Source organism: Streptomyces sp. NPDC102451 (assembly GCF_044765485.1).
Lineage (GTDB): Bacteria > Actinomycetota > Actinomycetes > Streptomycetales > Streptomycetaceae > Streptomyces.
Window position 1 is genome coordinate 26,198 of the sequence record NZ_JBIWKD010000010.1, and the last position, 26,482, is coordinate 52,679.

At 72.2% G+C, this 26,482-nt stretch carries 25 protein-coding genes and 1 tRNA gene; 9 read left to right on the forward strand and 17 right to left on the reverse strand.

Annotated elements, in window-relative coordinates:
- Positions 1–96: 96 nt before the first annotated feature.
- From ACIRD8_RS22490 to ACIRD8_RS22500, 3 genes are all read right to left on the reverse strand, one after another.
- Positions 97–972, reverse strand: a complete 876-nt coding sequence (locus tag ACIRD8_RS22490) for an SCO1664 family protein (protein ID WP_403994238.1) — start codon at positions 970–972, stop codon at positions 97–99.
- Positions 936–1,526 carry a DUF3090 domain-containing protein gene (locus ACIRD8_RS22495; RefSeq protein ID WP_104790241.1) on the reverse strand — a complete coding sequence of 197 codons (591 nt, stop codon included), beginning with the start codon at positions 1,524–1,526 and terminating at the stop codon, positions 936–938. Before ACIRD8_RS22495 ends, ACIRD8_RS22490 begins: the two co-directional genes overlap by 37 nt.
- A 106-nt stretch (positions 1,527–1,632) precedes the next feature.
- The gene (locus ACIRD8_RS22500) at positions 1,633–2,343 is read right to left on the reverse strand and encodes a histidine phosphatase family protein (protein ID WP_403994242.1); all 711 of its coding nucleotides are present in this window, start codon (positions 2,341–2,343) and stop codon (positions 1,633–1,635) included.
- Positions 2,344–2,387: 44 nt separating this feature from the next.
- On the opposite strand from ACIRD8_RS22500, the gene corA reads away from it, so the two are divergent.
- Complete coding sequence (corA, locus tag ACIRD8_RS22505; RefSeq protein WP_403994245.1) at positions 2,388–3,383, forward strand: magnesium/cobalt transporter CorA; 996 nt, start codon at positions 2,388–2,390, stop codon at positions 3,381–3,383.
- Positions 3,384–3,398: 15 nt separating this feature from the next.
- Here corA and ACIRD8_RS22510 read toward each other — a convergent pair whose 3' ends face one another.
- Positions 3,399–4,193 (reverse strand): ferritin-like domain-containing protein, encoded by a 795-nt coding sequence (locus tag ACIRD8_RS22510; RefSeq protein ID WP_403994248.1) that lies wholly within the window; start codon positions 4,191–4,193, stop codon positions 3,399–3,401.
- A gap of 258 nt (positions 4,194–4,451) precedes the next feature.
- Positions 4,452–5,504, reverse strand: a complete 1,053-nt coding sequence (locus ACIRD8_RS22515; protein WP_403994251.1) for an LLM class F420-dependent oxidoreductase — start codon at positions 5,502–5,504, stop codon at positions 4,452–4,454.
- Positions 5,505–5,647: 143 nt separating this feature from the next.
- On the opposite strand from ACIRD8_RS22515, the gene ACIRD8_RS22520 reads away from it, so the two are divergent.
- Both ACIRD8_RS22520 and ACIRD8_RS22525 read left to right on the forward strand, forming a co-directional pair.
- The gene (locus ACIRD8_RS22520) at positions 5,648–6,631 is read left to right on the forward strand and encodes an aldo/keto reductase (RefSeq protein WP_403994254.1); all 984 of its coding nucleotides are present in this window, start codon (positions 5,648–5,650) and stop codon (positions 6,629–6,631) included.
- On the forward strand, positions 6,628–8,886 hold the full coding sequence (locus ACIRD8_RS22525; protein WP_403994257.1) for a helix-hairpin-helix domain-containing protein: 2,259 nt from the start codon (positions 6,628–6,630) through the stop codon (positions 8,884–8,886). Before ACIRD8_RS22520 ends, ACIRD8_RS22525 begins: the two co-directional genes overlap by 4 nt.
- A 70-nt stretch (positions 8,887–8,956) precedes the next feature.
- Here the strand turns inward: ACIRD8_RS22525 and ACIRD8_RS22530 are convergent, their stop codons facing one another.
- A complete protein-coding gene (locus ACIRD8_RS22530) occupies positions 8,957–9,622 on the reverse strand; it encodes a hypothetical protein (protein WP_403994259.1) in 666 nt (221 codons plus the stop codon).
- A 47-nt stretch (positions 9,623–9,669) separates the two neighbouring features.
- Between ACIRD8_RS22530 and ACIRD8_RS22535 the strand changes: the two genes are divergently transcribed.
- A complete protein-coding gene (locus ACIRD8_RS22535; RefSeq protein ID WP_053930948.1) occupies positions 9,670–9,858 on the forward strand; it encodes a DUF5703 family protein in 189 nt (62 codons plus the stop codon).
- Positions 9,859–9,909: 51 nt separating this feature from the next.
- Here the strand turns inward: ACIRD8_RS22535 and ACIRD8_RS22540 are convergent, their stop codons facing one another.
- The 3 genes from ACIRD8_RS22540 to ACIRD8_RS22550 all read right to left on the reverse strand — a co-directional run bounded on the left by ACIRD8_RS22540 (position 9,910) and on the right by ACIRD8_RS22550 (position 12,514).
- Positions 9,910–10,662, reverse strand: a complete 753-nt coding sequence (locus ACIRD8_RS22540; RefSeq protein WP_403994262.1) for a chaplin family protein — start codon at positions 10,660–10,662, stop codon at positions 9,910–9,912.
- Between the two features lie 138 nt (positions 10,663–10,800).
- Complete coding sequence (chpH, locus tag ACIRD8_RS22545) at positions 10,801–11,034, reverse strand: chaplin ChpH (RefSeq protein WP_403994265.1); 234 nt, start codon at positions 11,032–11,034, stop codon at positions 10,801–10,803.
- A 145-nt stretch (positions 11,035–11,179) separates the two neighbouring features.
- Complete coding sequence (locus ACIRD8_RS22550) at positions 11,180–12,514, reverse strand: M20/M25/M40 family metallo-hydrolase (RefSeq protein WP_403994268.1); 1,335 nt, start codon at positions 12,512–12,514, stop codon at positions 11,180–11,182.
- Positions 12,515–12,700: 186 nt separating this feature from the next.
- Here ACIRD8_RS22550 and ACIRD8_RS22555 point away from each other — a divergent pair.
- Positions 12,701–12,788, forward strand: a tRNA-Leu gene (locus tag ACIRD8_RS22555).
- A 72-nt stretch (positions 12,789–12,860) separates the two neighbouring features.
- Here ACIRD8_RS22555 and ACIRD8_RS22560 read toward each other — a convergent pair.
- Entirely contained in the window at positions 12,861–13,916 is a 1,056-nt protein-coding gene (locus ACIRD8_RS22560; protein ID WP_403994271.1) for a rhamnogalacturonan acetylesterase, read from the reverse strand.
- A gap of 162 nt (positions 13,917–14,078) precedes the next feature.
- Between ACIRD8_RS22560 and ACIRD8_RS22565 the strand changes: the two genes are divergently transcribed.
- Positions 14,079–15,011, forward strand: coding sequence for a pseudouridine synthase (locus ACIRD8_RS22565; protein ID WP_403994274.1), 933 nt, complete (start codon positions 14,079–14,081; stop codon positions 15,009–15,011).
- A 12-nt stretch (positions 15,012–15,023) separates the two neighbouring features.
- Here ACIRD8_RS22565 and ACIRD8_RS22570 read toward each other — a convergent pair whose 3' ends face one another.
- The 4 genes from ACIRD8_RS22570 to ACIRD8_RS22585 all read right to left on the reverse strand — a co-directional run bounded on the left by ACIRD8_RS22570 (position 15,024) and on the right by ACIRD8_RS22585 (position 20,077).
- On the reverse strand, positions 15,024–15,653 hold the full coding sequence (locus tag ACIRD8_RS22570; protein WP_403994277.1) for an MBL fold metallo-hydrolase: 630 nt from the start codon (positions 15,651–15,653) through the stop codon (positions 15,024–15,026).
- Positions 15,653–16,738 carry an S-(hydroxymethyl)mycothiol dehydrogenase gene (locus ACIRD8_RS22575; RefSeq protein WP_403994280.1) on the reverse strand — a complete coding sequence of 362 codons (1,086 nt, stop codon included), beginning with the start codon at positions 16,736–16,738 and terminating at the stop codon, positions 15,653–15,655. Before ACIRD8_RS22575 ends, ACIRD8_RS22570 begins: the two co-directional genes overlap by 1 nt.
- A 135-nt stretch (positions 16,739–16,873) precedes the next feature.
- Positions 16,874–18,511, reverse strand: coding sequence for an amidohydrolase (locus tag ACIRD8_RS22580; protein ID WP_403994283.1), 1,638 nt, complete (start codon positions 18,509–18,511; stop codon positions 16,874–16,876).
- A gap of 54 nt (positions 18,512–18,565) precedes the next feature.
- Positions 18,566–20,077 carry an APC family permease gene (locus ACIRD8_RS22585; protein WP_403994286.1) on the reverse strand — a complete coding sequence of 504 codons (1,512 nt, stop codon included), beginning with the start codon at positions 20,075–20,077 and terminating at the stop codon, positions 18,566–18,568.
- A gap of 100 nt (positions 20,078–20,177) precedes the next feature.
- On the opposite strand from ACIRD8_RS22585, the gene ACIRD8_RS22590 reads away from it, so the two are divergent.
- Positions 20,178–20,906: a TetR/AcrR family transcriptional regulator gene (locus ACIRD8_RS22590; RefSeq protein ID WP_403994289.1), complete on the forward strand. Its 729-nt coding sequence runs from the start codon at positions 20,178–20,180 to the stop codon at positions 20,904–20,906.
- Positions 20,907–20,973: 67 nt separating this feature from the next.
- Here ACIRD8_RS22590 and ACIRD8_RS22595 read toward each other — a convergent pair whose 3' ends face one another.
- On the reverse strand, positions 20,974–21,675 hold the full coding sequence (locus ACIRD8_RS22595) for a FadR/GntR family transcriptional regulator (RefSeq protein ID WP_382989487.1): 702 nt from the start codon (positions 21,673–21,675) through the stop codon (positions 20,974–20,976).
- A gap of 144 nt (positions 21,676–21,819) precedes the next feature.
- Here ACIRD8_RS22595 and ACIRD8_RS22600 point away from each other — a divergent pair, with 144 nt between their 5' ends.
- A complete protein-coding gene (locus ACIRD8_RS22600; protein ID WP_403994291.1) occupies positions 21,820–22,329 on the forward strand; it encodes a gluconokinase in 510 nt (169 codons plus the stop codon).
- A gap of 11 nt (positions 22,330–22,340) precedes the next feature.
- Complete coding sequence (locus tag ACIRD8_RS22605; protein ID WP_403994294.1) at positions 22,341–23,738, forward strand: GntP family permease; 1,398 nt, start codon at positions 22,341–22,343, stop codon at positions 23,736–23,738.
- 99 nt (positions 23,739–23,837) lie between these two features.
- On the opposite strand, the gene ACIRD8_RS22610 is transcribed toward ACIRD8_RS22605, so the two are convergent.
- The gene (locus ACIRD8_RS22610; RefSeq protein WP_403994297.1) at positions 23,838–25,409 is read right to left on the reverse strand and encodes an APC family permease; all 1,572 of its coding nucleotides are present in this window, start codon (positions 25,407–25,409) and stop codon (positions 23,838–23,840) included.
- A 35-nt stretch (positions 25,410–25,444) separates the two neighbouring features.
- Positions 25,445–26,407, reverse strand: coding sequence for a hypothetical protein (locus tag ACIRD8_RS22615; RefSeq protein ID WP_403994300.1), 963 nt, complete (start codon positions 26,405–26,407; stop codon positions 25,445–25,447).
- Between the last annotated feature and the right edge of the window lie 75 nt (positions 26,408–26,482).

Below are 26,482 nucleotides of genomic sequence, written 5' to 3' on the forward strand. Positions count from 1 at the left end.
TGGTTTTCCCCTACGGGCCCCTTCCCGTCCGGGGCGCCGCCCCGGACGTACCTGTCTGCGGCCGGGGTGTCCTCGGGCGCCGGACGGGCCTGGTGCTCACACGGGGGGCCACGGGATCGATGGCCAGTCACCGCTCGGTCGGGGGTGGCGGCCGGACTTGCGGAGGCTCTCCACCCGGCCCCGCAGGGCCTCGATCTCCACCGCGGTGATGAGTTGCGCCAACCGGGTGACGAGCGCCGCACCCGGTTCCAGGCCGGCAGACAGCCGGTCGAGCACCTCGGCGGCCTCCGCCGTCAGCGGCTCTCCCGCCCACCCCCAGAGCAGGGTGCGCAGCTTGTCGTCCGCGTTGAAGGTGACGCCGTGGTCGATGCCGTACAGCCGGCCACCCTCCGCGGGCAGCAGGTGCCCGCCCTTGCGGTCGCCGTTGTTGATCACCGCGTCCAGGACCGCGAGCCTCCGCAGCCGGGGGTCGTCGGCGTGCACCAGCAGGGCAGTCTTCCCCTCCCCCACCTCGGCGAAGCCGACGGCCTTCCAGCCTTCGCCCGGTTCGTCGTCCTCGACGAGCGCGAGCAGCGGTGGCAGCCCGTGGGCGGAGGCGGAGGCGGCGGTGGCCTCGGAGGACTCGCTCTCGGGTTCAGCCTCGATCCACAGCTGGCACATGCCCTCGCCGTACGGGCCCTCCCTGAGCACGGTGGGCGGCACGAGCCCCCAGCCGGTGGCCTCGGAGATCTCGTACGCGGCGACCTCCCGCTGGGCGAGCGTGCCGTCCGGGAAGTCCCACAGCGGCTGCTCGCCGGCCACCGGCTTGTAGACGCAGGGGCGTTCCTCGCCCTCGTACGCGACCGTGCAGTACAGCACCGCGTTCGACGCGCCCCGGACCTGGCCGAGGACGGTGAGCTCCCCCTCGGCGAGCAGGGTGCGCAGCCCCGTCTCCGTCAGGCCCCGCGACGGTATCCGTTCTGGCGCGGGCATACGTGTCCTTCCGGGTCGAGAGGGAGGCTGCACAGCGGGCAGGGCGGGCGGCCCGCGTTCACGACGTCCAGCGCGCGTTTGGCGAACGCCCGCGCCTGAGCGCCGCTCAGCCGGACGCGCAGCATCGGCGGGCCGTTCTCCTCGTCCTGCAGAAGCCTTTCCTCGGCCTCGGCGAGATCGTCCTCGGAGTCGGCGTCCAGTTCGACGAGGGCCTGCGCCTCGACGATCATGCGCTGCTCCTCGCCGTCCCAGGCGAGCGCCATCGTGCCGACCCTGAACTCCTCCTCGACGGGGGCGTCGAGCGGCGCGCTGTCGGTGACGTCCATGGGGGCCACGGCGGGCACCGGTGAATTGCCGCCGGTCCGCCGGACGACCTCGTCGAGGAGTTCGTCGATCCGTTCGGCCAGCGCGGCGACCTGGGTCTTCTCCAGGGCCACGCTGGTGACCCGTCCCCGGGAGGATGCCTGCAGGAAAAACGTACGGCGGCCAGGCAGCCCGACCGTACCGGCCACGAAACGGTCCGGTGGGTCGTAGAGGAACACCTGACGGGACACGTCCTGTCTCCCTTGAGAATGTGATGGCGGATGGGGGGCGGCCCCGGGGCCACGCGGGACGTCCCACGGGGCCTCTACGGCGCGTCCACCCTACTGCGCGGAGCGATCACGGTGCCCCAGCGCCGCCCCCGACGGCCGCATCCGTTGCCGTGTCCCCCGCGGCGTCGGCCCCGATGGCCTGTTCCCGTGGTGCCAGTGACGCGAAGTCGCCGGTGTCACCGAGGCGGAGGAGAAACGGGCGCAGCGGGGTGTAGCGGATCGCGGTGACGGAGCACGGGTCGGCGTGGATGCGCTGGAAGAGGTCGAGGTGCATGCCGAGCGCGTCGGCGACAAGGGCCTTGATGATGTCGCCGTGCGAGCACATCACATACGTGGCGTCCTCGCCGTGCTCCGCGTCGATACGTGCGTTCCAGTCCCGTACGGCCTCGACGGCCCGGGCCTGCATGGCCCGCATGGACTCACCGCCGGGGAAGGCGGCGGCCGAGGGGTGCTGCTGGACCACCCTCATCAGCGGTTCGTCGGAGAGCTCGGCGAGCTTGCGCCCCGACCAGTCCCCGTAGTCGCATTCGCTGATCCGGTCCTCGGTGTGCAGCGGGAGGTCCGGGCGTGCGTCGAGGAGCGGCTGGAGCGTCTCACGGCAGCGCTGCAGCGGGCTGCTGACGGCCGCCGCGAGCGTGAGGGCCGACAGACAGCCGGGCAGCGCGGCGGCCTGTTCGGCACCGCGTTCGTCGAGGGAGACGCCGGGGGTCCGGCCCGCGAGCACTCCGGAGGTGTTGGCGGTCGAGCGTCCGTGGCGTACGAGGATGAGCGTGGGCATACCTGCCAGCGTAGAGGTGCGTGAACGCTTCGCGGCAGGGAAGAATGCGCGGGGTGATCGTCGACTGCGGAATTTACCGGGACGGGCGCCGGACCGAGGGTCCCGCCGACTTCTCCGATGCCCTCGACGAGGCACGCGCCGTCGGGGACGCCTTCGTCTGGATCGGGCTGCACGAGCCGACGGAGAAGGAGTTCGACCTGGTCAGCAGCGAGTTCGGGCTGCATCCCCTGGCGGTGGAGGACGCTCTGCGCGCCCATCAGCGGCCCAAGCTGGAGATCTACGACGACTCCCTGTTCGTGGTCATCAAGCCGGTGGTCTACGAGCAGGAGAGCGACACCGTGAGCGCCGGTGAGCTGATGCTGTTCATAGGGGATTCCTTCGTGGTGACGGTGCGCCACGGTGAGGGCGCGCCCCTCGCGGCGGTGCGGCGCCGGCTGGAGGCCGAGCCCGAGGTCCTCAGGCACGGGCCCACCTCGGTGCTCTACGCGGTCAGTGACGCGGTCGTGGACCACTACATCGAGGTCGCCGCGGAGCTCCAGGCCGACCTGGAGGAGCTGGAGGCCCAGGTCTTCGCCCCGACGGGGTCCGCGGACTCCTCGAACACGGCGGCGGGCATCTACACCTTCAAGCGGCAGGTGCTCGAATTCCGCCGGGCGACCAACCCGCTGAGCGCGCCGATGGCGCGGCTGTCGAGCGCGGGGGTGCCGTTCGTCGACACCGGTTCGCAGCCGTTCTTCCGGGACGTGAACGACCATCTGACGCGTGCTGTCGAGCATGTGGAGGGGCTCGACCGGCTGCTCTCGGACATTCTTTCGGCGCATCTGGCGCAGGTGGGTGTCCGGCAGAACGACGACATGCGGAAGATCTCGGCGTGGGCGGCCATGGCGGCCGTGCCGACCATGGTGGCCGGGATCTACGGGATGAACTTCCACCACATGCCGGAGCTCGACTGGGCATGGACCTATCCGACGGTGATCGTGCTGATGGGCCTCGCGGTCGGCGGGCTGTACCGGCTGTTCAAGCGCCGGGGCTGGCTGTAGGGGGCCGATGCCCGCTCAGGCGTACTCGGTCTCGGGCACGGCCGGGCCGCCCAGCGCGTCGCGCAGGGCGGGGGCGGGCTGTTCGAGGCTCACCATGCGCCGCCAGCCCACCGCCCGCTCGTAGGCGTACATCGCGTGGATGCCGGCGACGAGTACGGCGGACTTGGCGCGGGGCCACCCCAGCAGGGCGCCCATGTGACCCATCACGGCCAGGCTGACGTCGCGGTACACGCGGATCTCGGCGTGGGCGCACTCCCGCAGGACGGACTGGATGGTCCTGCCGTGGCCGGCCCGGGCGAAGCGCAGGAGCTCCTCGTGGCAGTACGCGAGATGGTTGTCCTCGTCCCGCGAGATCATCTTCACGGCGCGGCCGAGGGTGGGGTGCCCCGCGAAGTACTTGAGCAGGAGCCGCATCTGTTCGGAGGCCCGCTGTTCGGTGACCCTGCTGTGGGACAGGTAGACGATGATCTCGCGTTCGGTGAGCGGCTCGTCGCGGCTGAGCCGGTCGTGGGCGAGGCCGATGCCGTGGCGCTCCAGCAGGAGGGTGTAGTCGGTCTCGTACGGCACCGTCACGGGCTGGAGACCGCGCTGCTTCAGCAGGGCGTTGAAGATCCGGCCGTGCTTGTCCTCGTCGGCGCCGTGCCGGGCGACCTTGGGTGCCAGCTCGCTCAGTCCCGGGGGCACGAGTGCGGCGATGCGTCCGTTCTCCCAGCCGCCCTGTGTCTCCCCGCCGGCGGCGATCGAGCAGAACAGCCGGAACGCCTCGTCGTCGTCGAGGATCTCCTGGAACAGACTCTTTGCCGAGAGCATCACTGCCACCTTTCGCACCGGTGTCCGCGGAGACACAGTCAAATTCGGTACGCGTCGGTAGGCAACACGAGCGGGGCCGGGCAGGGCCGAACGGGCGCCCCGCCCCTCCCGGACCTGCCCGGGCGTCCCGGGAGGGGTACGGGGCGTAACCCGGGGCCCCGCGGCGCGTTGTTCCGTGTGACGGCCGTGGCGGGGAGGACCCCCGAGCCCCCACCACGGCCGTAGTGCTGCGCCGGTGCTACGGGCGCACCCGTGTCGTCACGCGGCGAGGCCGGAACGCTCCAGGGCGTCGGTTCCGGCGCGCAGGGCCGCGATCCGCTCGTCGAGCGTGAAGCCCGCCGGGGCGAGGGTCAGCGTCGTGACACCGGCGGCGGCGTACGCCTGCATCCGGTCGGCGATCCGCTCCACCGGGCCGAGCAGCGTGGTCTGGTCGATGAGCTGGTGCGGCACGGCGGCCGCCGCGCCGGACTTGTCGCCGGACAAATACTTGTCCTGGATCTCGGCGGCCTCCTTCTCGTAGCCCATGCGCTGGGCGAGCTGGTTGTAGAAGTTCTGCTTGCGGCTGCCCATGCCGCCGACGTACAGCGCGGTGTACGGGCGGAACATGTCCGCGAGGCCCTGGACGTCGTCGCCGACCGCGAGCGGCACCGTGGGACACACGTCGAAGCCGTCCATCGTCTTCCCGGCCTTCTCGCGCCCGGCCCGCAGGTGCTTCACCGCGGTCTCCTCCAGGTGGTCGGCGGAGGGGAAGATCAGCAGGGCCCCGTCGGCGATCTCGCCGGTCTGCTCCAGGTTCTTCGGGCCGATCGCGGCGATGTAGAGCGGGATGTGCTCGCGCTGCGGGTGGACGGTCAGCTTGATGGGCTTGCCCGGGCCGTCGGGCAGCGGCAGCGTCCAGTGCTCGCCCTCGTAGGACAGCCGCTCCCGGGACATCGCCCTGCGCACGATCTCGACGTACTCGCGGGTGCGGGCCAGCGGCTTGTCGAACTTGACGCCGTACCAGCCCTCGGAGACCTGCGGTCCCGAGACGCCGAGGCCGAGGCGGAAGCGGCCTCCGGAGAGCGAGTCGAGGGTCGCCGCGGTCATCGCCGTCATGGCGGGCTGACGGGCCGGGATCTGCATGATCGCGGAGCCCACGTCGATGGACTCGGTCCGGGCGGCGACCCAGGCGAGCACCGTCGGTGCGTCGGAGCCGTAGGCCTCGGCCGCCCAGCAGACGTCGTAGCCGAGCCGGTCGGCCTCCTGGGCGACGGCGAGGTTGTCGTCGTCCATCCCCGCACCCCAGTAACCGAGATTGATGCCGAGCCGCATACCCACGCTCCCTCTACTGATCAGTAACGTTCCTGTGTCCGGGACTCTAGCGCGGGGCGCCGGAATCCGGCAGGCTCGCCCGGGCACGACGGTTGTCCACAGGCCTCCACCCCGTGGGGCCTTGACCAGTAATCTCAGCGCCCATGGAGCAGAGGCATCTCGGCCGTACCGGCCTTCGTGTGTCCCGGATCGGGCTGGGCACCCTCACCTGGGGACGGGACACCGACGAACACGACGCCGCCGACCAGCTCAAGGCCTTCTGGGACGTGGGCGGCACCCTCGTCGACACCGCCGACGTGTACGGCGGCGGTGAGGCCGAATACCTGCTGGGGCGTCTTCTCGGCAATCTGGTGCCGCGGCAGGATCTGGTCATCGCGACCAAGGCCGGCAGCGTGCCCGACCCCTACCGGCGCTTCGACGGATCGCGCGGTCACCTGCTCGCCGCCCTGGACGCGTCCCTGCGCCGGCTCGGGACGGACCACGTCGATCTCTGGCAGGTCCACGCCTTCGATCCGGTGACGCCGCTGGAGGAGACCCTGCAGGCGCTGGACCTCGCCGTGTCCTCGGGGCGCGTCCGGTATGCCGGGGTGTCCAACTTCAGCGGGTGGCAGCTGGCCAAGGCGGCCACCTGGCAGCTCGCCGCGCCCGGGCTGCGCACCCGGCTGGCGTCGACCCAGATGGAGTACTCGCTGCTCCAGCGAGGGGTCGAGCGGGAGGTGCTGCCCGCGGCGCTGGACCTCGGAGTGGGGCTGCTGCCCTCGTCCCCGCTGGGCCGCGGGGTGCTGACCGGGAAGTACCGCACGGGCACGCCGTCGGACTCGCGCGGGGCGTCCGAGCAGCTGGCCCCGTTCGTCGAGCCGTACCTCGACGAGGCCGCCGGCAGGATCGTGGACGCGGTGGCCACGGCCGCCGACGGCCTCGCCACGACGCCCCTCCAGGTCGCGCTCGCCTGGGTGCGGGACCGGCCGGGGGTGGTGGCCCCGCTCGTCGGCGCGCGCAACGCGCGGCAGCTGACCGAGGCGTTGTCAGTGGAGGCGCTTAGTCTTCCTGACGAGATCTGCCAGGCGCTCGACGATGTGTCGGCGCCCGTGCACCGCTATCCCGACCAGGACTGGAGCACGCTGTGACTGCGCATCCCCGGGGAGAGACCCCGGACCCCGCGGCCGAGGACCACGAGGCCGTCGAGGACTCCGGTCCCCGGGCCGCCGTCGACACGCCCGGCACGCCCGACGAGACCGGCGCGGAGGGAGCGGAGGGCGAGGGCGAGGGCGCGGACGAAGGCGCGGAGAGCGCGGAGGGCGCACAGGACACGGAGCAGGCACCCGACGCGCCGGCGGCACCCGCGCTGTCGGAGGCCGAGGCGGAGCTGGCCGCACAGCGCGAGCTCCGCGAGCGGATCGAACAGCGCAAGGCCGAGAAGGCGGGGCCGATCCCGGCCGGTACGAAGCTGAGCGGACCGGCCGCGGATCTGCTCGCCGCGGTGCGTGCGGTGGAGAGCGGCGAGAAGCCCGGCACCGCCTTCTTCGACTCACCGGCGTCCGCGCCGGCGCCCCGCCGGGCGGCCCCCGAGGCCCTGGCCGCGCCCGCCCGCCCCGCCCCGGCCCCCGAGCGCCCGGCCCCGCGGGGCGCGTCCCCCGAGGCCGCCGCCTCGGTCGCTGAGGTGCTCACCGAGGGCGGGGCCCCCGAGGCACTCGCACGCCCGGCCGCGGCGACGCTCGGCGAGGGGGCCGCGGAGGTGCTCCGGGAGGACCCGTGGCAGCTGCTGTCCGTGCCCGGCGTACGGCCCGAGCAGGCGGACGGCTTCGCCCGGGCGCTGCTGGGCGCCGGGTGCGGCCCCGACGACGAGCGGCGTACGGCGGCCCTGGTGGGCTGGCTGCTGGAGCGGGCCGCGCTGCGGGGTCACACCGCGATGGACGCCGACGAGGTCCGGACCGCGCTGGCCGGGTTCGCCGTGACCGACCCCGCGGAGGCCGTCCAGCACGCCGTAGCGGAGGGCGTCGTGCTGGTCTTCCAGGACGACGAGGCCGCGGCCGAGGCCACGGAGCCGGCGGGGGACGAGGAGGCCGCGGAGCAGTCCGAGGACGGGACACGGAGCGACGAGGAGCCGGTGCGGGTCCTGCTCGGTCTCGACCGGTACGCCCTGGCCGAGGAGAGCCTCGCCGACGGGCTGGCCCGGCTGGTCAACTCCTGCGAGAAGGGCGCCGACTGGACGGACGCCGCTGCCGCCGCCCCGTCCCCCTCGGCGGGCGAGCTGATCCGGGCGGCCGCGACCGCGGGCCTGGTCGCCCACAGCGGTGGCGAGACCGCCCGGGCCGAACCCGCGGCGCTCGTCGCCGCGGCGCACGGCCTCGGCCTGCGGGCCCTGGGTGCCACCCACAGCGCGGACGGACAGCGCAGGCTGGCGGCCGCCGTCGGTGAGCCGAGGTCCGCCGTCACGCTCTCCGCCCTGCTCTCCGGCGAGGACGGTCCGGGCCGCGACGCGGACGGCGCGTTCGCCCTCGACGTGCTGGTGGTGCTGGACGCTCCGCAGCTCGATGTGGAGACGGCCGCGATGTTGGTGGAGTCCCTCGCCGACGGGACGCGGCTGATCCTGAGCGGCGACCCCGGGGTGCTCGGCTCGGCCGGCGCGGGGAGGGTGTTCGCCGATGTGATCGCGGCGCGTGCCTGCCCGCACGTGGTCTCCCGCACGCCGGACCCCGGGCCGATCGGTGAGCTGGTCTCCGGCATCGGCATCGGCGAGCTCGCCCAGGTCGAGGCGCCCGGCAGGGAAGTGGTGATCGTGCCCGTCCGCGACCCGGGCGAGGCCGTCCACCGCACGGTGCAGCTGGTGGCCGACTCGGTGCCGCGCGCCATCGGCGTACCCTCCTCCGACACCCAGGTGATCACGGTCGGGCACGGCGGCCCGGCGGGCACCACCGCGCTGAACGCCGCGCTGAAGCAGCGGCTCAATCCGGGGCCGGGCCGGTTCGGCGGCTTCGACCCCGGCGACCGCGTGGTCCACGTCCCGGCCCCCGGCAGGGCGGTGCCCGGCTCGGTCGTCTCGGCCGACGCCGAGGGCCTGCACCTGGACTGCTCGGGCACCCCCGTCGTCGTACCGCAGGAGCGAGTGGAGACCTCGGTACGCCACAGCTGGGCGCTCAGCGCCCACCAGGCCGCGGGGATGCGCTGGCCCGCCGCGGTCGTCGTCCTGCCCGGCGACGCCGCGCAGAGCCTCAGCAGGCCCTGGGTGTACACGGCGTTCAGCCGCGGGGAGCGCCATCTGTCCGTGGTGCACGGCGTGGACCAGGCCCTGCCGCGCGCGGTGGCCGAGGTCCCGGCCCAGGAGCGGACGACCCGGCTGCGCCCCCTGCTGGAGGCGCTGCCCACTCCGGACGCCTCGTAGCCGCCTCACCCCGGCCGGAGCACGCCGACGGCCCCGGTGCGCTGCGCGCCGGGGCCGTCGGGCGGTGGGATCAGGAGCGGTCCGGGACGATGTCCTCCGGGTCCCCGTCCAGCTCGTCCTCCTCGTCGAAGACCGAGCTCACGTCGAAGCGGCAGACCACCATCGCGGGATCCGCCTCGTCGAAGGGCGCCCCCAGCCACTCCCCCGGGTCGGGAAGCTCCTCCACGGCGGAGACCCAGAGGGTGGAGTCCCCCTCCTCCAGGCCGAACTCCTTGTGCCGGGAAGCGATCTCGTCCGCCTCGTACTCGCCGAACACCACCCCGAGGGCGGCGTGGACGCCGGCACCGGCGGTCGCGTCGGCGTCGACGTCGTCCTGCCCGTCCGGATCGAGGTCGGCGAGCCGCTGGGCCTGTGCGAGCAGCCGTGCGGGCTCCGCCACCGCGTAGTCGCGCCTGATCAGCACGGAGACGGCGTGCGGCTCCTCCGGGCCGGCGTACGGCGGGAGGGAGTCCTGGGCGGCCGGGATCTCGAAGGGGGTGACCTCGTCGTGGCGGTCGTAGAGCAGTTCGTCGTAGACCTCGGCCGCAGCGGCCAGTGCGTTGAACGCGTCGTAGACAGCGGGGTCGTCGTCCCCGGTACGGCGTTCGACTGCCTGGAGGTGGCGGTCGAGCGCGGTTTTGACTGCATCGGCGGCGGCGCGTACCTCGGCAGCGGTGGGCTGCGCAGCATCAGACATAGGACAGACGCTATCCGTACCGGGGGTCTGCCCGCACAATAGATGCGATGCCGGAATACGAATTCATCGACGTGTACGTGCCGCGCGGGGTGTCCCGCAAGGAGGCGGCCCGCCTGCTGACCGACCATGCCGAGTACGGGCACTGGGAGTTGGACCGGCTGACGCTGCGCCGCGACGGCAGCCGCCGGGTGCGGCTGCGCCGCCGCATCATCCGCCAGCTCCGCCCCACCTGGTAGCACGGAGCGGGCCCCGCGTGCGCGGAACCCGCTCGTCGCACCGGTGTCGCGTTACCGCCGTGCGGCGCTGCGCGAGCGTCGGTACAGGACCGTGCCCGCACCCGCGAGCAGCAGGCCCGCGCTCGCCGGGACGAGCAGGTCGAGCCCGCCCCCGCCGGTGTGCGCGAGCTGCTCGCCCACCACGAGCTGGGTCTCGGGGGCCGGAGGGGCGTCCGGCGTGACCGGCTTCTCCGGGGTGTGCGGCGTCCGCGGCACGGCCGGAGGCGGGACTGCCTCCGTGTCGTTCTCGCAGCTGTTGCCGAAGACCGGGTTGAGCAGTCCGCCGACGGTGATGCTGTTGCCGCAGACGTTCAGGGCGATCTCCACCGGCGCCTGCACCTGGTTGCCGGAGAGGATCCCGGGGGAACCCTTCGTCACCGCCTGGGCCGAGGTGCCCGGGGCACGGTGCCGGCCCGTCCCCGCCCCGCTGTCGCGGACCTCCTCGTGCCCGGACGCCTGGCTACCGGAGCCATGGCCGGACGAGGAACCGTCGTCAGAGGTGTACGCGTGACCGGAATCCGAGGATCCGTTTCCGCAGTCGTTCCCGCTCGTGGGGTTGAGCAGACCGCCGACGTCCACGGAGTTTCCGCACACGTTGACGGGTACGTCGATCGGGACCTGGATCGAGTTCCCCGAGAGCACTCCCGGTGAACTCGACGCGGCGCCGGCCGCACCCGCGTCGGCGTGCGCGTAGCCGCCGCCGAGCGCGAGCACTCCACCCGCCGCTGCCATGGTGATCAGGCCTTTACGTGTGACCTGTCGCATAGGTTGTCTTCCTGCCTTCTGCCTACCGAAATGCCCCGGGCACAGCCGTGCGGGGGCCGAACGCCCGGCGGCCCCGGGGTGCATGGCGCGCACCCCGGGGCCGACCGGACTCACACCCTCACGGGTTGACGCGCATCGTCACGCGTTGACGCAGGTGTTGCCGAAGGCGGGGTTCAGCAGCCCGATCACGGAGATCGTGTTGCCGCACACGTTCACCGGAACGTGGATCGGCGCCTGGACGACGTTGCCCGAGAGCACGCCGGGGCTGCCGATGGCGGCACCCTGGGCGCCGGAGTCGGCGGAAGCCATACCCGCACCCGCGAGCACGAGACCACCGGTAGCAGCCGCGATTGCGACGACCTTCTTGATCATTATTCCTCCTGGTTGCTAAGTGCGGTCCCAGCCGCGGACCGCATCACGTGTAACGAGGAGGGAGTGACGGGGCTACGAGTGCGTGATCCCTTTCACCCTTTCCGGTGAGGTGCGTACAAGCTGGCGATTCCGGTGCCCGAGGGGCTCAGGAGTGGTCGATGAACCGGTCGAGCACCCGGACGCCGAACTTCAGACCGTCCACCGGCACCCGCTCGTCCACACCGTGGAACATGCCCGCGAAGTCCAGCTCCGGCGGCAGCTTCAGCGGGGCGAAGCCGAAGCAGCGGATCCCGAGGTCGTCGAAGGACTTCGCGTCGGTCCCGCCGGACAGCATGTACGGCACGGCGCGGGCGATCGGGTCCTCGGCCTTGAGCGCGAGCTGGATCGCGTCCACCAGGGACCCGTCGAAGCCGGTCTCCAGCGCCTTGTCGCCGTGCACGTCCTCGCGCTGCACCCGCGGGCCGAGGATCCGGTCGAGGTCGGCCAGGAACTCCTCCTCGTAGCCGGGCAGGAAGCGCCCGTCCACGTGCGCGGTGGCCTGTCCGGGGATCACGTTCACCTTGTAGCCGGCGCCGAGCATGGTGGGCGCCGCGGAGTTCCGCAGGGTGGCACCGACCATCTTGGCGATCCCGCCGAGCTTGGCGAGCGTGGCCTCCATGTCCTCGGGGTCGAGCGGGGTGCCCAGCGCGTCGGACAGCTCGTCGAGGAAGGACCGTACGGTCTTGGTCACCCGGACCGGCCACTTGTGCCGGCCCAGCCGGCCGACGGCCTCGCAGAGTTCGGTGATGGCGTTGTCGTTGTTGGTCATCGAGCCGTGCCCGGCGGTGCCGTCCACGGTGAGCCGCATCCAGTGCATGCCCTTCTGCGCGGTCTCCACCAGGTAGAGGCGCAGGTCCTCGTTGACGGTGAACGAGAAGCCGCCGACCTCGCCGATCGCCTCGGTGACGCCGTCGAAGAGGTCCCGGTGGTTGTCGACGAGGTACCGGGCGCCGAACGTGCCGCCCGCCTCCTCGTCGGCCAGGAAGGCCAGCACGATGTCGCGCGGGGGCTTGCGGCCGCTGCGCATGCGGTCGCGGACGACCGCGAGGGTCATCGCGTCCATGTCCTTCATGTCGACCGCGCCACGGCCCCACACGCAGCCGTCCGCGATCTCGCCGGAGAACGGGTCGTGCGTCCAGTCCGCCGCGTTGGCCGGCACGACGTCGGTGTGCCCGTGGATCAGGAGGGCCGGCTTGGAGGGGTCCTCGCCCTCGATCCGGGCCACCGTGGAGGCGCGGCCCTTGTGGGACTCGAAGATCTGCGGTTCCAGCCCGACCTCGGCGAGCTTCTCGGCGATGTACTCGGCGGCGGCCCGCTCCCCCGGGCCCGAGTGGTCGCCGTAATTACTGGTGTCGATCCGGATCAGGTCACGACAGAGGTCCACGACCTCATTCTCGGCCGTCCCGCCGATGCCTGCCCGGGCCGTGTTGGTCTCGCTCACGCTGCTTCCTTCCACTGTCGCGGTGGTGCTCCCCCTCATACTCGCGCGCCCGCCCCCGCGCACCCAAGACCGCCCGGGCTCCGTCATGCGCCTTTCACATGACCAGGGGCGTGATCGAGCACCCCCGAATGTTTGCTATGGTTTTCCACGTCGGAACGGGCCAGGAGCCCGCGAGACAGACACCTTGTCCGGGTGGCGGAATGGCAGACGCGCTAGCTTGAGGTGCTAGTGCCCTTTATCGGGCGTGGGGGTTCAAGTCCCCCCTCGGACACCAGCGGAGAACCCCCAGGTCATCCTGGGGGTTCTCGCTTTTCCCGGCTCTACCGGCACGGTCCGGGACCGCCGGTCACCGGACCGCGCGCGGCTCGACCAGCTTCTGGTCCCGCAGTTCACCCAGGACGAGCGCGGCGTACTCGGTGGCACCGCGCGCCGAGGTGTGGGTGTTGTCGCGCTTCTCGTCGTAGAGGTAGAGGGCCTTGGACGCCTCGGGGCCGAGCTCCTCGACCCGTGCCCTGGTCAGGGCGGTGAGGTCGACGAGCGGGGTGTCCTGCTCGGCGGCGAGGGTGCGCACCTCGGCGGGCAGGTCGACGCCCAGGCCGTTGACGAGCAGCGCGGTGTCGTTGTCGAGGGTGCCGTCCGTGTTGAACCAGCGGCGGACGATCGGGGTGACGAGCACGGGCCGGCCCCCTTCGGCGCGTACGCCCTCGATCATCGCGGTGAGATTGGCCCGGTAGGTGTCACGGTCGGTCTCCTTGTCGTTGTGGGCGAGCTGGACGAGGACGAGGTCTCCGTGATGCATACGGGCCCGGAGGGCGGGGAAGAGCGCGGGGTTGTCCCGGAAGGACTGCGAACCCTCGCCGGAGTCCGCGTAGTTGGCGACGGAGATCCGGTCGGTGAGGTACTGCGGGAGCTGCTGGCCCCAGCCCGAGTAGGGCTCGCCCGGCTGGTCGCACACGGTGGAGTCGCCGGCGAGCAGGATCTGGGGCGTGCGGACGCGTTCGACCCGTACCGAGGCGAGCTGCGGGGCCGCGCCGCCGAAGGTCAGGTCGAGCCCGGGGGTGCCGGGGGCGCCGGTGGGCTCACCCTCCGGATCGCGGACGTCCACGGTGAAGCTGCGCCGCAGCGTCCGGCCGGCGGCGTTGGGCGTCTCGGCGAGCACGGTTCTGCGGGTCTCGGCCGTGACGGCGGTGGCGCCGGGTCCCGCGCCCCCGCCGAGCAGGACACGGACGCGGTAGGTCCCAGGGGCGACGTCGAAGTGACAGACGACCGGGCCGGAGCCGGTGCAGTGACCGGAACCGCCCCCGTCGGGGGCGTGGCCCTGCGCCCGGGCCGGCACGACGGCGGCAGTCAGGGCGGCAACGGTGGCACAGGTGGCCAGCAGTGCGGTACCGGCTCGGCGCATGGCGGGAGCTCCTTCACATTGAATGGATTCAACGAGCAGGAACCATAGCGCCATCGGCAAGCGCTTTCTACGGAATGCGCAGCCGTCGTCGTACGCGGTGGGATGATGGAGGCACCCTGCCCGTCCGTTCCGGGCCCCCTGACGGAGACAAGGACCGATGCGATGAGAGGCCGGGCGAAGCCTCCCGCCGCCCCGCTCCCCCAGCGCGCGGGCGTCGATCCGGTGCGGGTGCGGTTCCCGGCGGACCCCGCGGGCGCCTGGCCGACCGTGCGGGACCATCTGCTGGACCGGTTCGCGGGGGCGGTCGGTGGCGCCCGGGTGGACGCGATGCTGGCCGAGGGCAGGTTCGTCGGGGCGGACGGCGGTGCGGTGCGGGCGCACGAACCGTATACGGCCGGGCGTCACCTCTGGTTCCACCGTGACTTCGCGCCCGAGGAGCCTGTGCCCTTCCCCATCGGCGTCGTCCACCGCGACGACCGGCTGGTGATCGCGGACAAGCCGCACTTCCTGGCCACCACCCCGCGCGGCCGGCATGTCACCCAGACTCTGGTCGCCCGGCTGCGCGACGAGCTGGGTCTGCCGGAGCTGCAGCCCGCGCACCGGCTGGACCGGCTGACGGCGGGGCTGGTGCTCTGTGTCGTACGGGCCGGGGACCGGGGCGCGTACCAGACGCTGTTCCGGGACCGGCTGGTGCGCAAGGAGTACGAGGCGGTGGCCCCGTACGATCCGGGGCTCACGGTCCCCCGCACGGTGCGGAGCCGGATCGTGAAGGAGCGCGGGGTCATCGCGGCGCGCGAGGAGCCGGGGGCCGCGAACAGCGAGAGCCGGGTCGAACTGCTGGAGCACCGGGGCGCCCTGGGCCGCTACCGGCTGCTGCCCGCGACCGGCCGCACCCATCAGCTGCGGGTCCATATGAACGCGCTGGGGCTGCCGTTGGTGAACGATCCGGTCTATCCGGTGGTGGAGCCGGAGCACGTGGAGTACGGGCGTCCGCTGCAACTTCTCGCCAGGGTGCTGGAGTTCACCGACCCGGTCACGGGCGGGCCGCACCGCTTCGAGAGCGGGCTGCGGCTCGCCGCGTGGCCGGACCGGTGAACCCCGCCGCGGTCAGTGGCCGCGGGCGATCCAGTCCTCCAGCTGCGGGGCCTCCGCGCCGACGGTGGTGGAGTCGCCGTGTCCGGTGCGGACCTCGGTCTCCGGCGGGAGTGCGAGCAGCCGGTCCCTGATGGAGTCGATGATCGTCGGGAAGTGCGAGAAGGACCGTCCGGTCGCTCCGGGGCCGCCCTGGAAAAGGGTGTCGCCGGTGAAGACGGTGGCCAGCTCGGGGGCGTAGAGGCAGACCGCTCCCGGGGCGTGGCCCGGGGTGTGCAGCACCGTCAGGCGCGTGCCGGCGATCTCCAGCTCCTGGCCGTCCGCCAGTTCGGCGTCGGGGGCCCGGTCCGGGTGGGTCTGCCGCCACAGCTCCAGGTCGTCGGGGTGCAGCAGGATCGGCGCCCCGGTCGCGTCGGCGAGGGCGGGGGCCGCGTCGATGTGGTCGTTGTGCGCGTGGGTGCAGATGATCGCGCGCAGCGTACGGCCGCCGAGCGCGGCCTGGATCGCCGCGGCGTCGTGGGCGGCGTCGATGACGACGGCCTCGGTGTCGTCGCCGACGATCCAGACGTTGTTGTCGACGTCCCACTCGCCGCCGTCCAGGGCGAAGGTGCCGGAGGTGACCAGGTGGTCGATGCGGGCGGTCATCAGAAGACCACCACCGAGCGCAGGACGTCGCCGTCGTGCATCCGGGCGAAGGCCTGCTCGATCTCACCGAGCTGGATGGTCTCGGTGACGAAGGCGCCCAGGTCGAGGCGGCCCTGCTGGTGCAGGTCGATGAGCATCGGGAAGTCGCGCGAGGGCAGACAGTCGCCGTACCAGGAGGACTTGAGCGAACCGCCGCGGCCGAAGACGTCCAGGAGCGGGAGTTCGAGCTGCATCTCGGGGGTGGGCACACCGACGAGGACGACGGTGCCGGCGAGGTCGCGGGCGTAGAAGGCCTGCTTGTACGTCTCGGGGCGGCCGACCGCCTCGATCACGACGTCCGCGCCGTTGCCGCCGGTCAGTGCGCGGATGGCCTCGACCGGGTCGTCCGAGCGGGAGTTGACGGTGTGGGTGGCGCCCATCTTCTTCGCCGTCTCCAGCTTGCGGTCGTCGATGTCGACCGCGATGATCTTCGCCGCTCCGGCGAGCCTGGCTCCGGCGATCGCGGCGTCGCCGACGCCTCCGCAGCCGATGACCGCGACGGAGTCGCCGCGGCCGACCTGGCCGGTGTTGATGGCGGCGCCGATGCCCGCCATGACGCCGCAGCCGAGCAGTCCGGCGACGGCCGGGGAGACCTCGGGGTCGACCTTGGTGCACTGGCCGGCGGCGACGAGGGTCTTCTCCGCGAACGCGCCGATGCCGAGCGCCGGGGAGAGCTCCGTGCCGTCCAGCAGGGTCATCTTCTGCTCGGCGTTGTGGGTGTCGAAGCAGTACCAGGGGCGGCCGCGCAGACAGGCGCGGCACTGGCCGCACACCGCACGCCAGTTGAGGACGACGAAGTCGCCCGGCTCGACGTCCGTGACACCCTCGCCGACGGACTCCACGACACCCGCGGCCTCATGGCCGAGCAGGAACGGGAAGTCGTCGTTGATGCCACCCTGCTTGTAGTGCAGGTCGGTGTGGCAGACGCCGCACGCCTGGATCTTGACCACGGCCTCTCCGGGGCCGGGGTCGGGAATCACGATGGTCTCGACCCGTACCGGCTCGTTCTTTCCCGGAGCGATGACCCCTTGTACGTGCTGCGGCATTCCCGTGGACTCCCTTTCCCGACTTTTCCTCTGAGATCGATCACGAACAACCGTACGCCGTCCGAGGGTGCCGTGGGAGCGTGCCGCGTTGGCGCATCACGGTGTCGGCCTCCCCGGCCCCGGGACGCCGCGTGCTCAGTCCCCGTACACCCGGCGGCCGCCCACATAGGTGGCCAGGATCCCCGTACCGGCGATCTCCTCCGCGGGCGCGGCGTAGGGGTCGCGGTCCAGGACGACCAGGTCGGCCAGGGCCCCGGCACGGATGACGCCGGTGTCGTCCAGGTGGTTCACGTACGCCGAGCCGGCCGTGTACGCGGTGAGCGCGTCGGTCAGGGAGATGCGCTGGTCCGGGAGGAAGACGGGCCCGTCGCCGCCGGGCGCGACACGGTTGACGGCGGTGTGGATGCCCTGCAGCGGGTCGGCGCTGCTGACCGGCCAGTCGGAGCCCGCGGCGACGGTGGCGCCGGAGCGCAGCAGCGCGGCGAACGGGTACTGGAGCGCGGCCCGTTCGCCGCCGAGGAAGGGGATGGTCAGTTCGTCCATCTGGGGTTCGTGGGCCGCCCAGAGCGGCTGGATGTTGGCCGTCGCCCCGAGGGCGCGGAAGCGGGGGATGTCGTCGGGGTGGACGATCTGGAGGTGGGCCAGGTGGGGGCGGGTGTCGGTGTTCCCGTTGGCGGCGCGGGCGGCCTCGACGGCGTCCAGGGCCTCGCGCACCGCGCGGTCGCCCAAGGCGTGGAAGTGGGTCTGGAAGCCGAGGGCGTCCAGTTCGGTGACGTAGCGGCACAGCGCGGCGGGGTCGACGAAGCTGGTGCCGCTGTCGGCCGTGGCGCAGCCGCAGGCGTCGAGGTACGGGGCGAGGAGCGCGGCGGTGCCGGTCTCGGCGACCCCGTCCTGCATGATCTTCACCGTCCCGGCCCGGAAGTTCCGGCCGTTCAGTTCGGAGCGCCTGGCGAGGAGTCCGGGGATCTGCTCGCCGCCGCGTTCACGGTCCCACCAGAGGGCGCCGGTGACGCGGGCGGTGAGCGAGCCGTCGCGGTCCGCCGTCAGGTAGGCGTCCGACACGTCGTCCATCGAGCCGTACTCCCCGATGATGGCGTCCTGCCAGGCGGTGATGCCGTGGGCGTGGAGCAGGCGCTGGGCGCGGAGGAGGGCGGCGAGCCGGTCGGCGGGGGTGGAGCGGGGCGTGTGGCGGGCGACGAGGTCCATGGCGCCCTCCTGGAGGAGTCCGGTGGGCTCGCCCCGTCCGTCGCGTTCGATACGGCCGTCCGCCGGGTCGGGGGTGCGGGCGGTGATTCCGGCGAGGGCGAGGGCCCGGCTGTTGACCCAGGCGCCGTGGTGGTCGCGGTTGACCAGGTAGGCGGGGCGGTCCGGGACGACCGCGTCGAGCTGGTGCCGGGTGGGCGCTCCTCCGTCGAAGGCCTCCATGGACCAGCCGCCGCCGGTGATCCACTCCTGGTCCCGGCCGGCGTCGGCGTAGGCCCGTACGGCGGCGGTGGTGGCCGCTGCCGTACGGGCACCGGTGAGATCGCAGCGGGCGAGCTCCAGGCCGGCGGTGACCGGGTGGACGTGGGCGTCCTGGAAGCCGGGGACCAGGAGGCGTCCGGCGAGGTCGACGACCTCGGTACGGGGGCCGATGAGTGCGCGTACCTCGTCGTGGCCGACGGCGGTGATCCGCTCTCCGGTGACGGCGACGGTGGTGGCGCGGGTGTGGGCGGCGTCCGCCGTGTGGACGGGGCCGCCGGTGAACACGAGGTCGGCGGGGGTGCGGTGCATGGGGAGGTTCCGTTTCGTCGGACGTGCGGTCGGGGCGTGCGGGAGAGGGGGCCGTCAGGCCGGGTCGCGGATGGGCTCCGGGAAGGGGTCGGGTGCGAGGGAGCGGCCGGTGGTGAAGTACGGGGACTTCCGCACCCACTTGGCCCAGGCGGCGGCTCCGACCCCGGTCAGCAGCATGACCGCCGGACACATGAGCATGAACCAGCCGTTGTCCGGGCTGACCTCGAAGTGGTCGGCGGAGGTGTAGAAGGTCCAGCAGAGGTAGCCGCCGAGGGCGAGCAGGACGAGGGCGCTGGCCACGGGGAGCACCACCGCGCGCAGCGCCTGGTTCCAGCTCTCCCGCACGGTGGTCCGGAAGCGTGCCGCGGCGGCCAGCGCGGTGAGGGCGTAGTAGAGCGCGACGACGACGCCGATCGCGTTGACGGAGGCGAGGATCAGGTCGCCGACCTTCGGTATGACCAGGGAGAGCACGGCTACGGCGGCGGCGACGCAGCCCACCGCGACGGTCCCCGCGGCGGGTGTCCCGTACCGGGGGCTGACCCTGGTCCAGAACGGCCCGAGCGTGCGGTCGCGGCCCATCGCGAACATGCCGCGGACCGTGGGGATCACGCCGGACTGCAGGGACGCCACGGCGGAGAAGGTGAGGGCGATCAACGGCAGCGCCGCGAGCGGCTGGTCGGCCAGCCGGTCGCCGAAGTAGGTGAGGCCCTGGGCGCCGTGGCCGGTGAGCTCGTCGAGGGAGAGGACGCGCTGGAAGGCGAAGGAGCCGAGCAGGAACAGGCCGAGCATGGTGAAGAGCGTGATGACGCCGGCCCGGGAGGCGTCCTGGGGGTCGCGGACCTCCTCGGTGACGCTGAACGATGCCTCGAAGCCCCAGAAGCAGAAGACGGAGAGCAGGAGCCCCTGGGCGAGCTGCTGCCCGGAGGGGATGGTGAACGGGTTGATCCAGTCGAGGCTGAAGGGGTGCGGGCCGGCGAACAGGCCGTATCCGCAGAAGCCGAGGAGGACCACGTACTCGAACACCAGGAGGTACTTCTGGAGGTTGGCGGCCGACCGGATGCCGGTGACCGCGGTGAGGGTGACGGCGACCAGGACCACGATGCCGAGCAGGGTCGACTGCGCGGTGGAGTCCGGGTCGAGCCGGAGTCCGGCCACCTCGCGTACTCCGGCCTCGCCGGCGAGCTGGAGCAGGGCGGATCCGGTGACGGTGGTGGTGTAGGCGAGGAACACCATCGTGGCGACGATGCCGATCCAGCCGACCAGGAAGCCGAGCCAGGGGCTGAGGGAGCGTCCGACCCAGACGTAGCCGCTGCCCATGTTCGGCTCGACCCTGTTGAGCCGGGAGTACGCGCCCGCGATGCCCAGGACGGGCAGGAAGGCGAGCAGCATGATGATCGGCAGGTGCAGTCCGACGGCGCCCGCGGTGACACCGAGTCCGATTCCGATGCTGGTGGTGGCCGCGGTCGACGAGGCCGCGATGGCGAACCCGTCGATCACGCCGAGATTCTTGTTCAGACCCGCGGGTGCCTGCGGCACGCCGCCGGAGGGGGTACGAGGGGACGCCATGGCCACTCCTTCGCCGAGGGGCGCTCGTCGGCCCCGATGGCGGCACATCGAACTCCCCGGGGCTTCCGCACGTCAACGCTGTTGTCATAAGGTGCCCGGCATGAAAGCGAGCGAGCGGGTGGTCGCCGAGGGCGCGCGTCGCCGCAGGCGGCCCACGAAGCAGGGCACGGTGCTGTCGGAACAGCTGATCGTGGAGACGGCGCTGCGGCTCATCGGCGAGCACGGGGCGGCGGCCCTCACCGTGCGCAGGCTCGGCGCGGCACTGGGCTGCGATCCGAGCGCGCTCTACCGGTACTTCCGGGACACGGACGAGCTGCTCCTGGCGGTGGCCGACGAGCTGATCGGGCGGACCCTGCGTGCCTGGCGGCCGACAGGCGAGTGGCGGGCCGACCTTCGGGCCCTGGGACTGCGGATGCACGCGGACTACCTGGCGCATCCGCAGGCGGCGATGCTGACCTGTTCGCGGGTGACCGGCCGGACGCACGAGGTGCGGTCGGTGGAGGCGATCCTCGGGGTGCTGCGTGGGGCCGGTTTCCCGGACGCCGAGGCGGTGCGGATCTACCACGTCTTCGTCGACCAGACGCTGTCGTTCGCGGCACTCGACGCCTCGACGCTGGTGCTCTCGGAGCAGGCGCGCGCCCTGGAGGTCCGGGCCTGGCCGGAGGTCTACGCCCGGCAGCCGGCGCGGACCCATCCCAACATCGCGGCGACCGCCCCGGTGCTGGTGGCGGAGATGGGCCGCAGCGGATATCCGGCGGCGCTGGAGATGATGCTCGCCGCGGCGTCCGCGCGGCTGCTGCACCTGAACCCGGCCGGTCCGGGCGGCTGAGGGCGTCCCGGGGCGCGCGTACGCCCGGTGGCCGAGGGGGCCTGGCCGCGCGTGTACGCACCTGACCTCAGGGCGCGAGTACGTCCAGTTCGTGCAGCGCGCCGACCGCGATCTCCTTGGTCAGCCGTTCCGCCTCCTCGGCGTCCCCCTCGCGTACGGCCTCGGCGAGCCTGACGTGGAGGGTGACGGCGGCGGGGTCCGGGTCCTCGAACATCACCTGGTGGTGGGTGCGGCCCGCGAGGACCTCGGCGACGACGTCGCCGAGCCGCGCGAACATCTCGTTGCCGGAGGCGTTGAGCACGATGCGGTGGAAGGCCGTGTCGTGCCGGAGGTATCCCTCCAGCTGCTGGCCGCGGGAGGTCGCGACCATGCCGAGGGCGCACTCCGTGAGCGCGGCGCACTGCTCGGCGGTGGCGTTACGGGCGGCGAGGCCCGCGGCGACGGGTTCGACGGCGGAGCGCAGGACGGTGAGGGAGCGCAGCTGCCGGGGCCGGTCGGAGCCGGCGAGCCGCCAGCGGATGACCTGCGGGTCGTAGACGTTCCACTCCTCGGTGGGCCGCACGGTCACCCCGACCCGGCGCCGGGACTCGACCAGGTGCATGGACTCCAGGACGCGGACCACCTCGCGCACGACCGTGCGCGAGACGTCGAAGCGCTGGGCGAGCTCGTCGGTGCGCAGCACCAGGCCGGGCGGACGGTCGCCCGCCGTGATCTCCAGCCCCAGGGTGTCCAGCACGTGTGTATGGAGCCCCTGGGCAGGTGTGGTCATACGCACAACCCTACGGGGCGGCCCACGGGAACAAAAAGTACGACGTTTATGTCACAGCCACTTGAATAAGTCGTATGTAATGGGTTTCAGTAGCGCGACGGACCGATGTCGCGGACCGATGTCGATGAAGACAGCGAGGCACCAATGAGCACCCCCCACGTCGTCGTGGTGATGGGCGTAGCAGGGACCGGCAAGACCACGATCGGCCCCCTGCTCGCCGACGCACTGGGCGTCCCCTACGCCGAGGGCGACGACTTCCACCCGCCGGCCAACATCGCCAAGATGTCCGCCGGCACGCCTCTGGACGACGACGACCGCTGGCCCTGGCTGGACGCGATCGGGCAGTGGGCGCACGGCCGGGCGGGGCTCGGCGGTGTCGTCAGCAGCTCGGCGCTCAAGCGCGTGTACCGCGACCGGCTGCGGGCCGAGGCTCCCGGTGCCGTCTTCCTGCATCTGACCGGCGACCGGTCCCTCATCGAACACCGCATGGCGGACCGCAAGGGCCACTTCATGCCGACCGCGCTGCTCGACTCCCAGTTCGCCACCCTGCAGCCGCTGCAGGAGGACGAGGCGGGCGTCGCCGTCGACGTGTCCGGCACCCCCGAGGAAATCACCGACCGGGCCGTCGCCGCGCTGCGCCGGCTCGCGAACTAAGGATCACCACCGTGACCAGTCTCAGCGTCGAGATGCTGGCAGCGGACGCCGTCGAACCGATCACTTCGGCCGGTAACGCTCAGCTGGGCATCGCCGTACTGGCGGGCATCGCCGTCATCGTCCTGCTCATCACCAAGTTCAAGATGCACGCGTTCCTCGCGTTGACCATCGGCTCGCTGGCGCTCGGCTCCTTCGCCGGGGCCAACCCGGCGAAGACCATCACCAGCTTCACCGCGGGTCTCGGTTCGACCGTCGCGGGTGTCGGTGTCCTGATCGCCCTGGGCGCCATCCTGGGCAAGCTGCTCGCCGACTCCGGCGGCGCCGACCAGATCGTCGACACGATCCTCGCGAAGGCGAGCGGTCGGGCCATGCCCTGGGCGATGGTGCTGATCGCCTCGATCATCGGGCTCCCGCTGTTCTTCGAGGTCGGAATCGTGCTGATGATTCCGGTGGTGCTGCTGGTCGCCAAGCGCGGCAACTACTCGTTGATGCGGATCGGTATCCCCGCGCTCGCCGGTCTCTCCGTGATGCACGGGCTGATCCCCCCGCACCCCGGCCCGCTGGTCGCGATCGACGCGCTCGGCGCCAACCTGGGTGTCACGCTGGCCCTCGGTGTGCTGGTGGCCATCCCGACCGTGATCATCGCGGGTCCGGTCTTCTCCCGTTACGCCGCCCGCTGGGTGGACATCGAGGCGCCGGAGAAGATGGTCCCGCAGCGTCCCTCCGAGGACCTGGACCGCCGCCCCAGCTTCGGCGCGACCCTGGCGACGATCCTGCTCCCCGTCGTGCTGATGCTGATCAAGGCGCTCGTCGACATCGTGGTGGACGACCCCGAGAACCACGTGCAGCGGGTCACCGACGTCATCGGCTCGCCGCTGATCGCGCTGCTGGCGGCCGTCATCGTCGGGATGTTCACCCTGGGCCGGGCGGCCGGGTTCACCAAGGGCCGTCTCTCCTCCACCGTCGAGAAGTCGCTCGCCCCGATCGCGGGCATCCTCCTGATCGTGGGCGCCGGCGGCGGGTTCAAGCAGACCCTCATCGACGCCGGTGTGGGCCAGATGATCCTGGAGTTCTCCGAGAACTGGTCGATCCCCGCCCTGCTGCTCGGCTGGCTGATCGCCGTGGCGATCCGGCTGGCGACGGGCTCCGCGACCGTGGCCACCATCTCGGCGGCCGGACTGGTCGCCCCGCTGGCCGCCGACCTGTCGACGTCGCACGTCGCGCTGCTCGTCCTCGCGGTCGGTGCGGGGTCGCTCTTCTTCAGCCACGTGAACGACGCGGGGTTCTGGCTGGTGAAGGAGTACTTCGGCATGGACGTCCCGCAGACGATCAAGACCTGGTCGGTGATGGAGACGATCATCTCCGTCGTCTCGCTCGGCTTCATCCTGCTGCTCTCGCTGGTGTTGTAGCCGGCCGGACGTAACGAGCCGGTGTGGTAACCGGCCGGACGTACGAGAACACCCGCACCCCCTCCACGGGGGGCGCGGGTGTTCTGCTGTGCCGGGGGCTCAGCGCGGCGCGGGCGCCGTGCCCTCCGCCGCCTTCTCCAGCTGGAACGCCTCGTTGCCGAGGCCGATCCGCGCGTGGACCTCGGGCCTGGTGCGGCGCAGCACCGCCCCGTAGAGCAGGCCCGCGGCGAGGGCCAGGACGATGACTCCGGGCAGCAGCCAGTTCAGCACCGAGCCGGGGCCGGAGCCGACCAGGACGTCGAAGTCCCGGACGGTGAAGACCGCGATGGCCAGCAGGGCGAGACCCGCCAGTCCGGAGGCGACGAGCCGGGGCGCCTGGGCCCGGCCGGCGCCGCGCCGTACGAAGAACGCGATGACGGCGAAGGAGGCCGCGGCCATCAGCACGATGACGCCGAGGGCTCCGACGTTGCCCATCCAGGTGAACAGGTGCAGGACGGGCGCGGTGGGGTCGCCGACCGGGTTGTCGTCGGTGACGGCGAAGGCGAGCACGATCACGACGGAGAGCGCGGACTGGAGCATGGACCCGGTGGCGGGCGCTCCGCTCGCCTTGTTGGTGCGGCCGAACCCGGCCGGCAGCAGCCCTTCGCGGCCCATGGCGAACGCGTATCGGGCGACCACGTTGTGGAAGCTGAGCAGCGCGGCGAACATGCCGGTGACGAACAGGACGTGCAGGACGTCGGTGAACGTGGCGCCGAGCCGCTCCTCGGTGAGGCCGAAGAGCATCCCCGGCCCCTCCTTGAGGGAGGTGTCCGCGATGGACGAGGGACCGGCGGCGACGGTCAGGGCCCAGGAGCTGACGGCGAGGAACAGGGCGGCGTAGCCGACGGCCAGGAACATCACCCGGGACACCACGATCTGCGGGCGGCTGGTCTCCTCGGCGTACACCGGGGCCTGCTCGAAGCCGACGAACGCGGCTATGCAGAAGCAGAGCGCGGTGCCGAGGCCGGCTCCGGTGAGCGTCTCGGGGTTGAACGCGTGCAGGGAGAGGCCCTCGGGTCCGGGCTTGCCGACGGCGGCGATGTCGAAGATCACCACGAGGGCGCACTCGATGACGAGCAGCACCCCGAGCACCTTGGCGTTGAGGTCGATCTTCAGCCAGCCCAGTACGCCGACGACGACCACGGCGAACAGGGCGGGGATCCACCACTGGAGGTCGATGTCGAGGTACGTGGCGAAGAGGCCCGAGACCTCGAAGCCGAGGATGCCGTAGATGCCGACCTGCATGGCGCTGTAGGCGACCAGCGCGACGAGCGAGGCGCCCGCGCCGGCGGTGGGGCCGAGGCCCCGGGCGATGTACGCGTAGAAGGCGCCGGCGTTGTGGACGTGCCGGCTCATCTCCGCGTAGCCCACGCTGAACAGCATCAGGACGATGCCGAGGATGACGTAGAGCAGGGGCTGTCCGACGATGCCCATCACCCCGAAGACCGTGGGCATCACCCCCGCGACGACCATCAGGGGGGCGCTGGCGGCGAGGACGGACAGGAGCAGCCCCGGGGTGCCGAGCCGGTCGGCGCGCAGTGCGCGTTCCTCGCCCTTGTAGGTGTTGATCCCGCCGGTGCCGGCCGTCCCGGTGGTGCCGGTCTCGCTCGTATCTGTTCTGCCCGTCGACATGGCGGGGGTGGTCCCTTCGTCGATATCTGCGTGCGTCAGGGGGAACCGAGCGCGAGGGCGCGCGCGGCGAGGAATTCGGGGTACGGGTCCCGGCCGGCGTACGACCACGGGGCCTCGGTGGCGTGCGGGCCGATGCGGTGGAAGATCGCGGCGGCCTCGGCGGGGCGGCCCTCGGAGATCTTCGCGTGGGCGAGGAAGTTGAGGTCCGCGCCGTGGCGTGGGTGGTCCTCGCGCTCCCATTCGAGCCACCAGTCGAAGGCGGCCTTCATCACCTGTCTGGCCCGGCGCCCCGACCAGTGGCCCGAGGCCGCCGGGTCGCCGGACACGGCGCCGGCGGCGACCAGAACGCGGTAGCGCTCGGCGTGGGCGACGACGGGGAGCACGGCGAGCGGTGAGTCGGCCGGTGCCTGTTCGGCGGCCCACGCGGCGAAGTCGTAGACCTCGTGGAGCGGGTCGCTCTCGGGGTGCGCCTCGGCCAGCGCGGCCGTCATGAGGTGGTGGGCGTGGTGGTGTTCGGGATGGCGGGCGCGGATCTCCTCGAAGTGCCTGGCGGCCCCCTCGTGGGTGCCGTGCGTGCGCTCCAGCGTCATCAGGCCGAGCCAGGGGGTGGGGTCGGCGGGGTCGAGTGCGGCTGCCGCCAGGCACGCCTCGCGCGCCCGGTCGCGTTCACCGGCGGCGGCCTTGGGGCGCTGGGCACGGACGACGGTGGCGCAGGCGAGCAGGGTCGTGGCGTCGCGGCTGTCGGGCTCGGCCAGCAGCCAGTCGCGCGCCCAGCCGGCGGCGGAAGGGACGGCGGCGAGGGCGAGGAGGCGATGGCCTCGCAGGTCCCAGTCGGCGCCCGTCGTGACGAGCAGGGAGCGGGCCCGGGTCCAGCGGCCCTGGGTGAACTGCCCGCGTACGTCGATGAGTTCGCTGTCGTCGAGTGCGAGGTCGAAGGCGTGGTCCGAGCGTCCGCCCTTGCGGCGGGGACGGCCCAGGGGCGGCGGAGGCGGAGACATCCGCAGGTTTCCTTTTCCACTTCGACATGACACGAGCACATATCGATGCTGTGTGCGAGCAAACGATCGCGCACA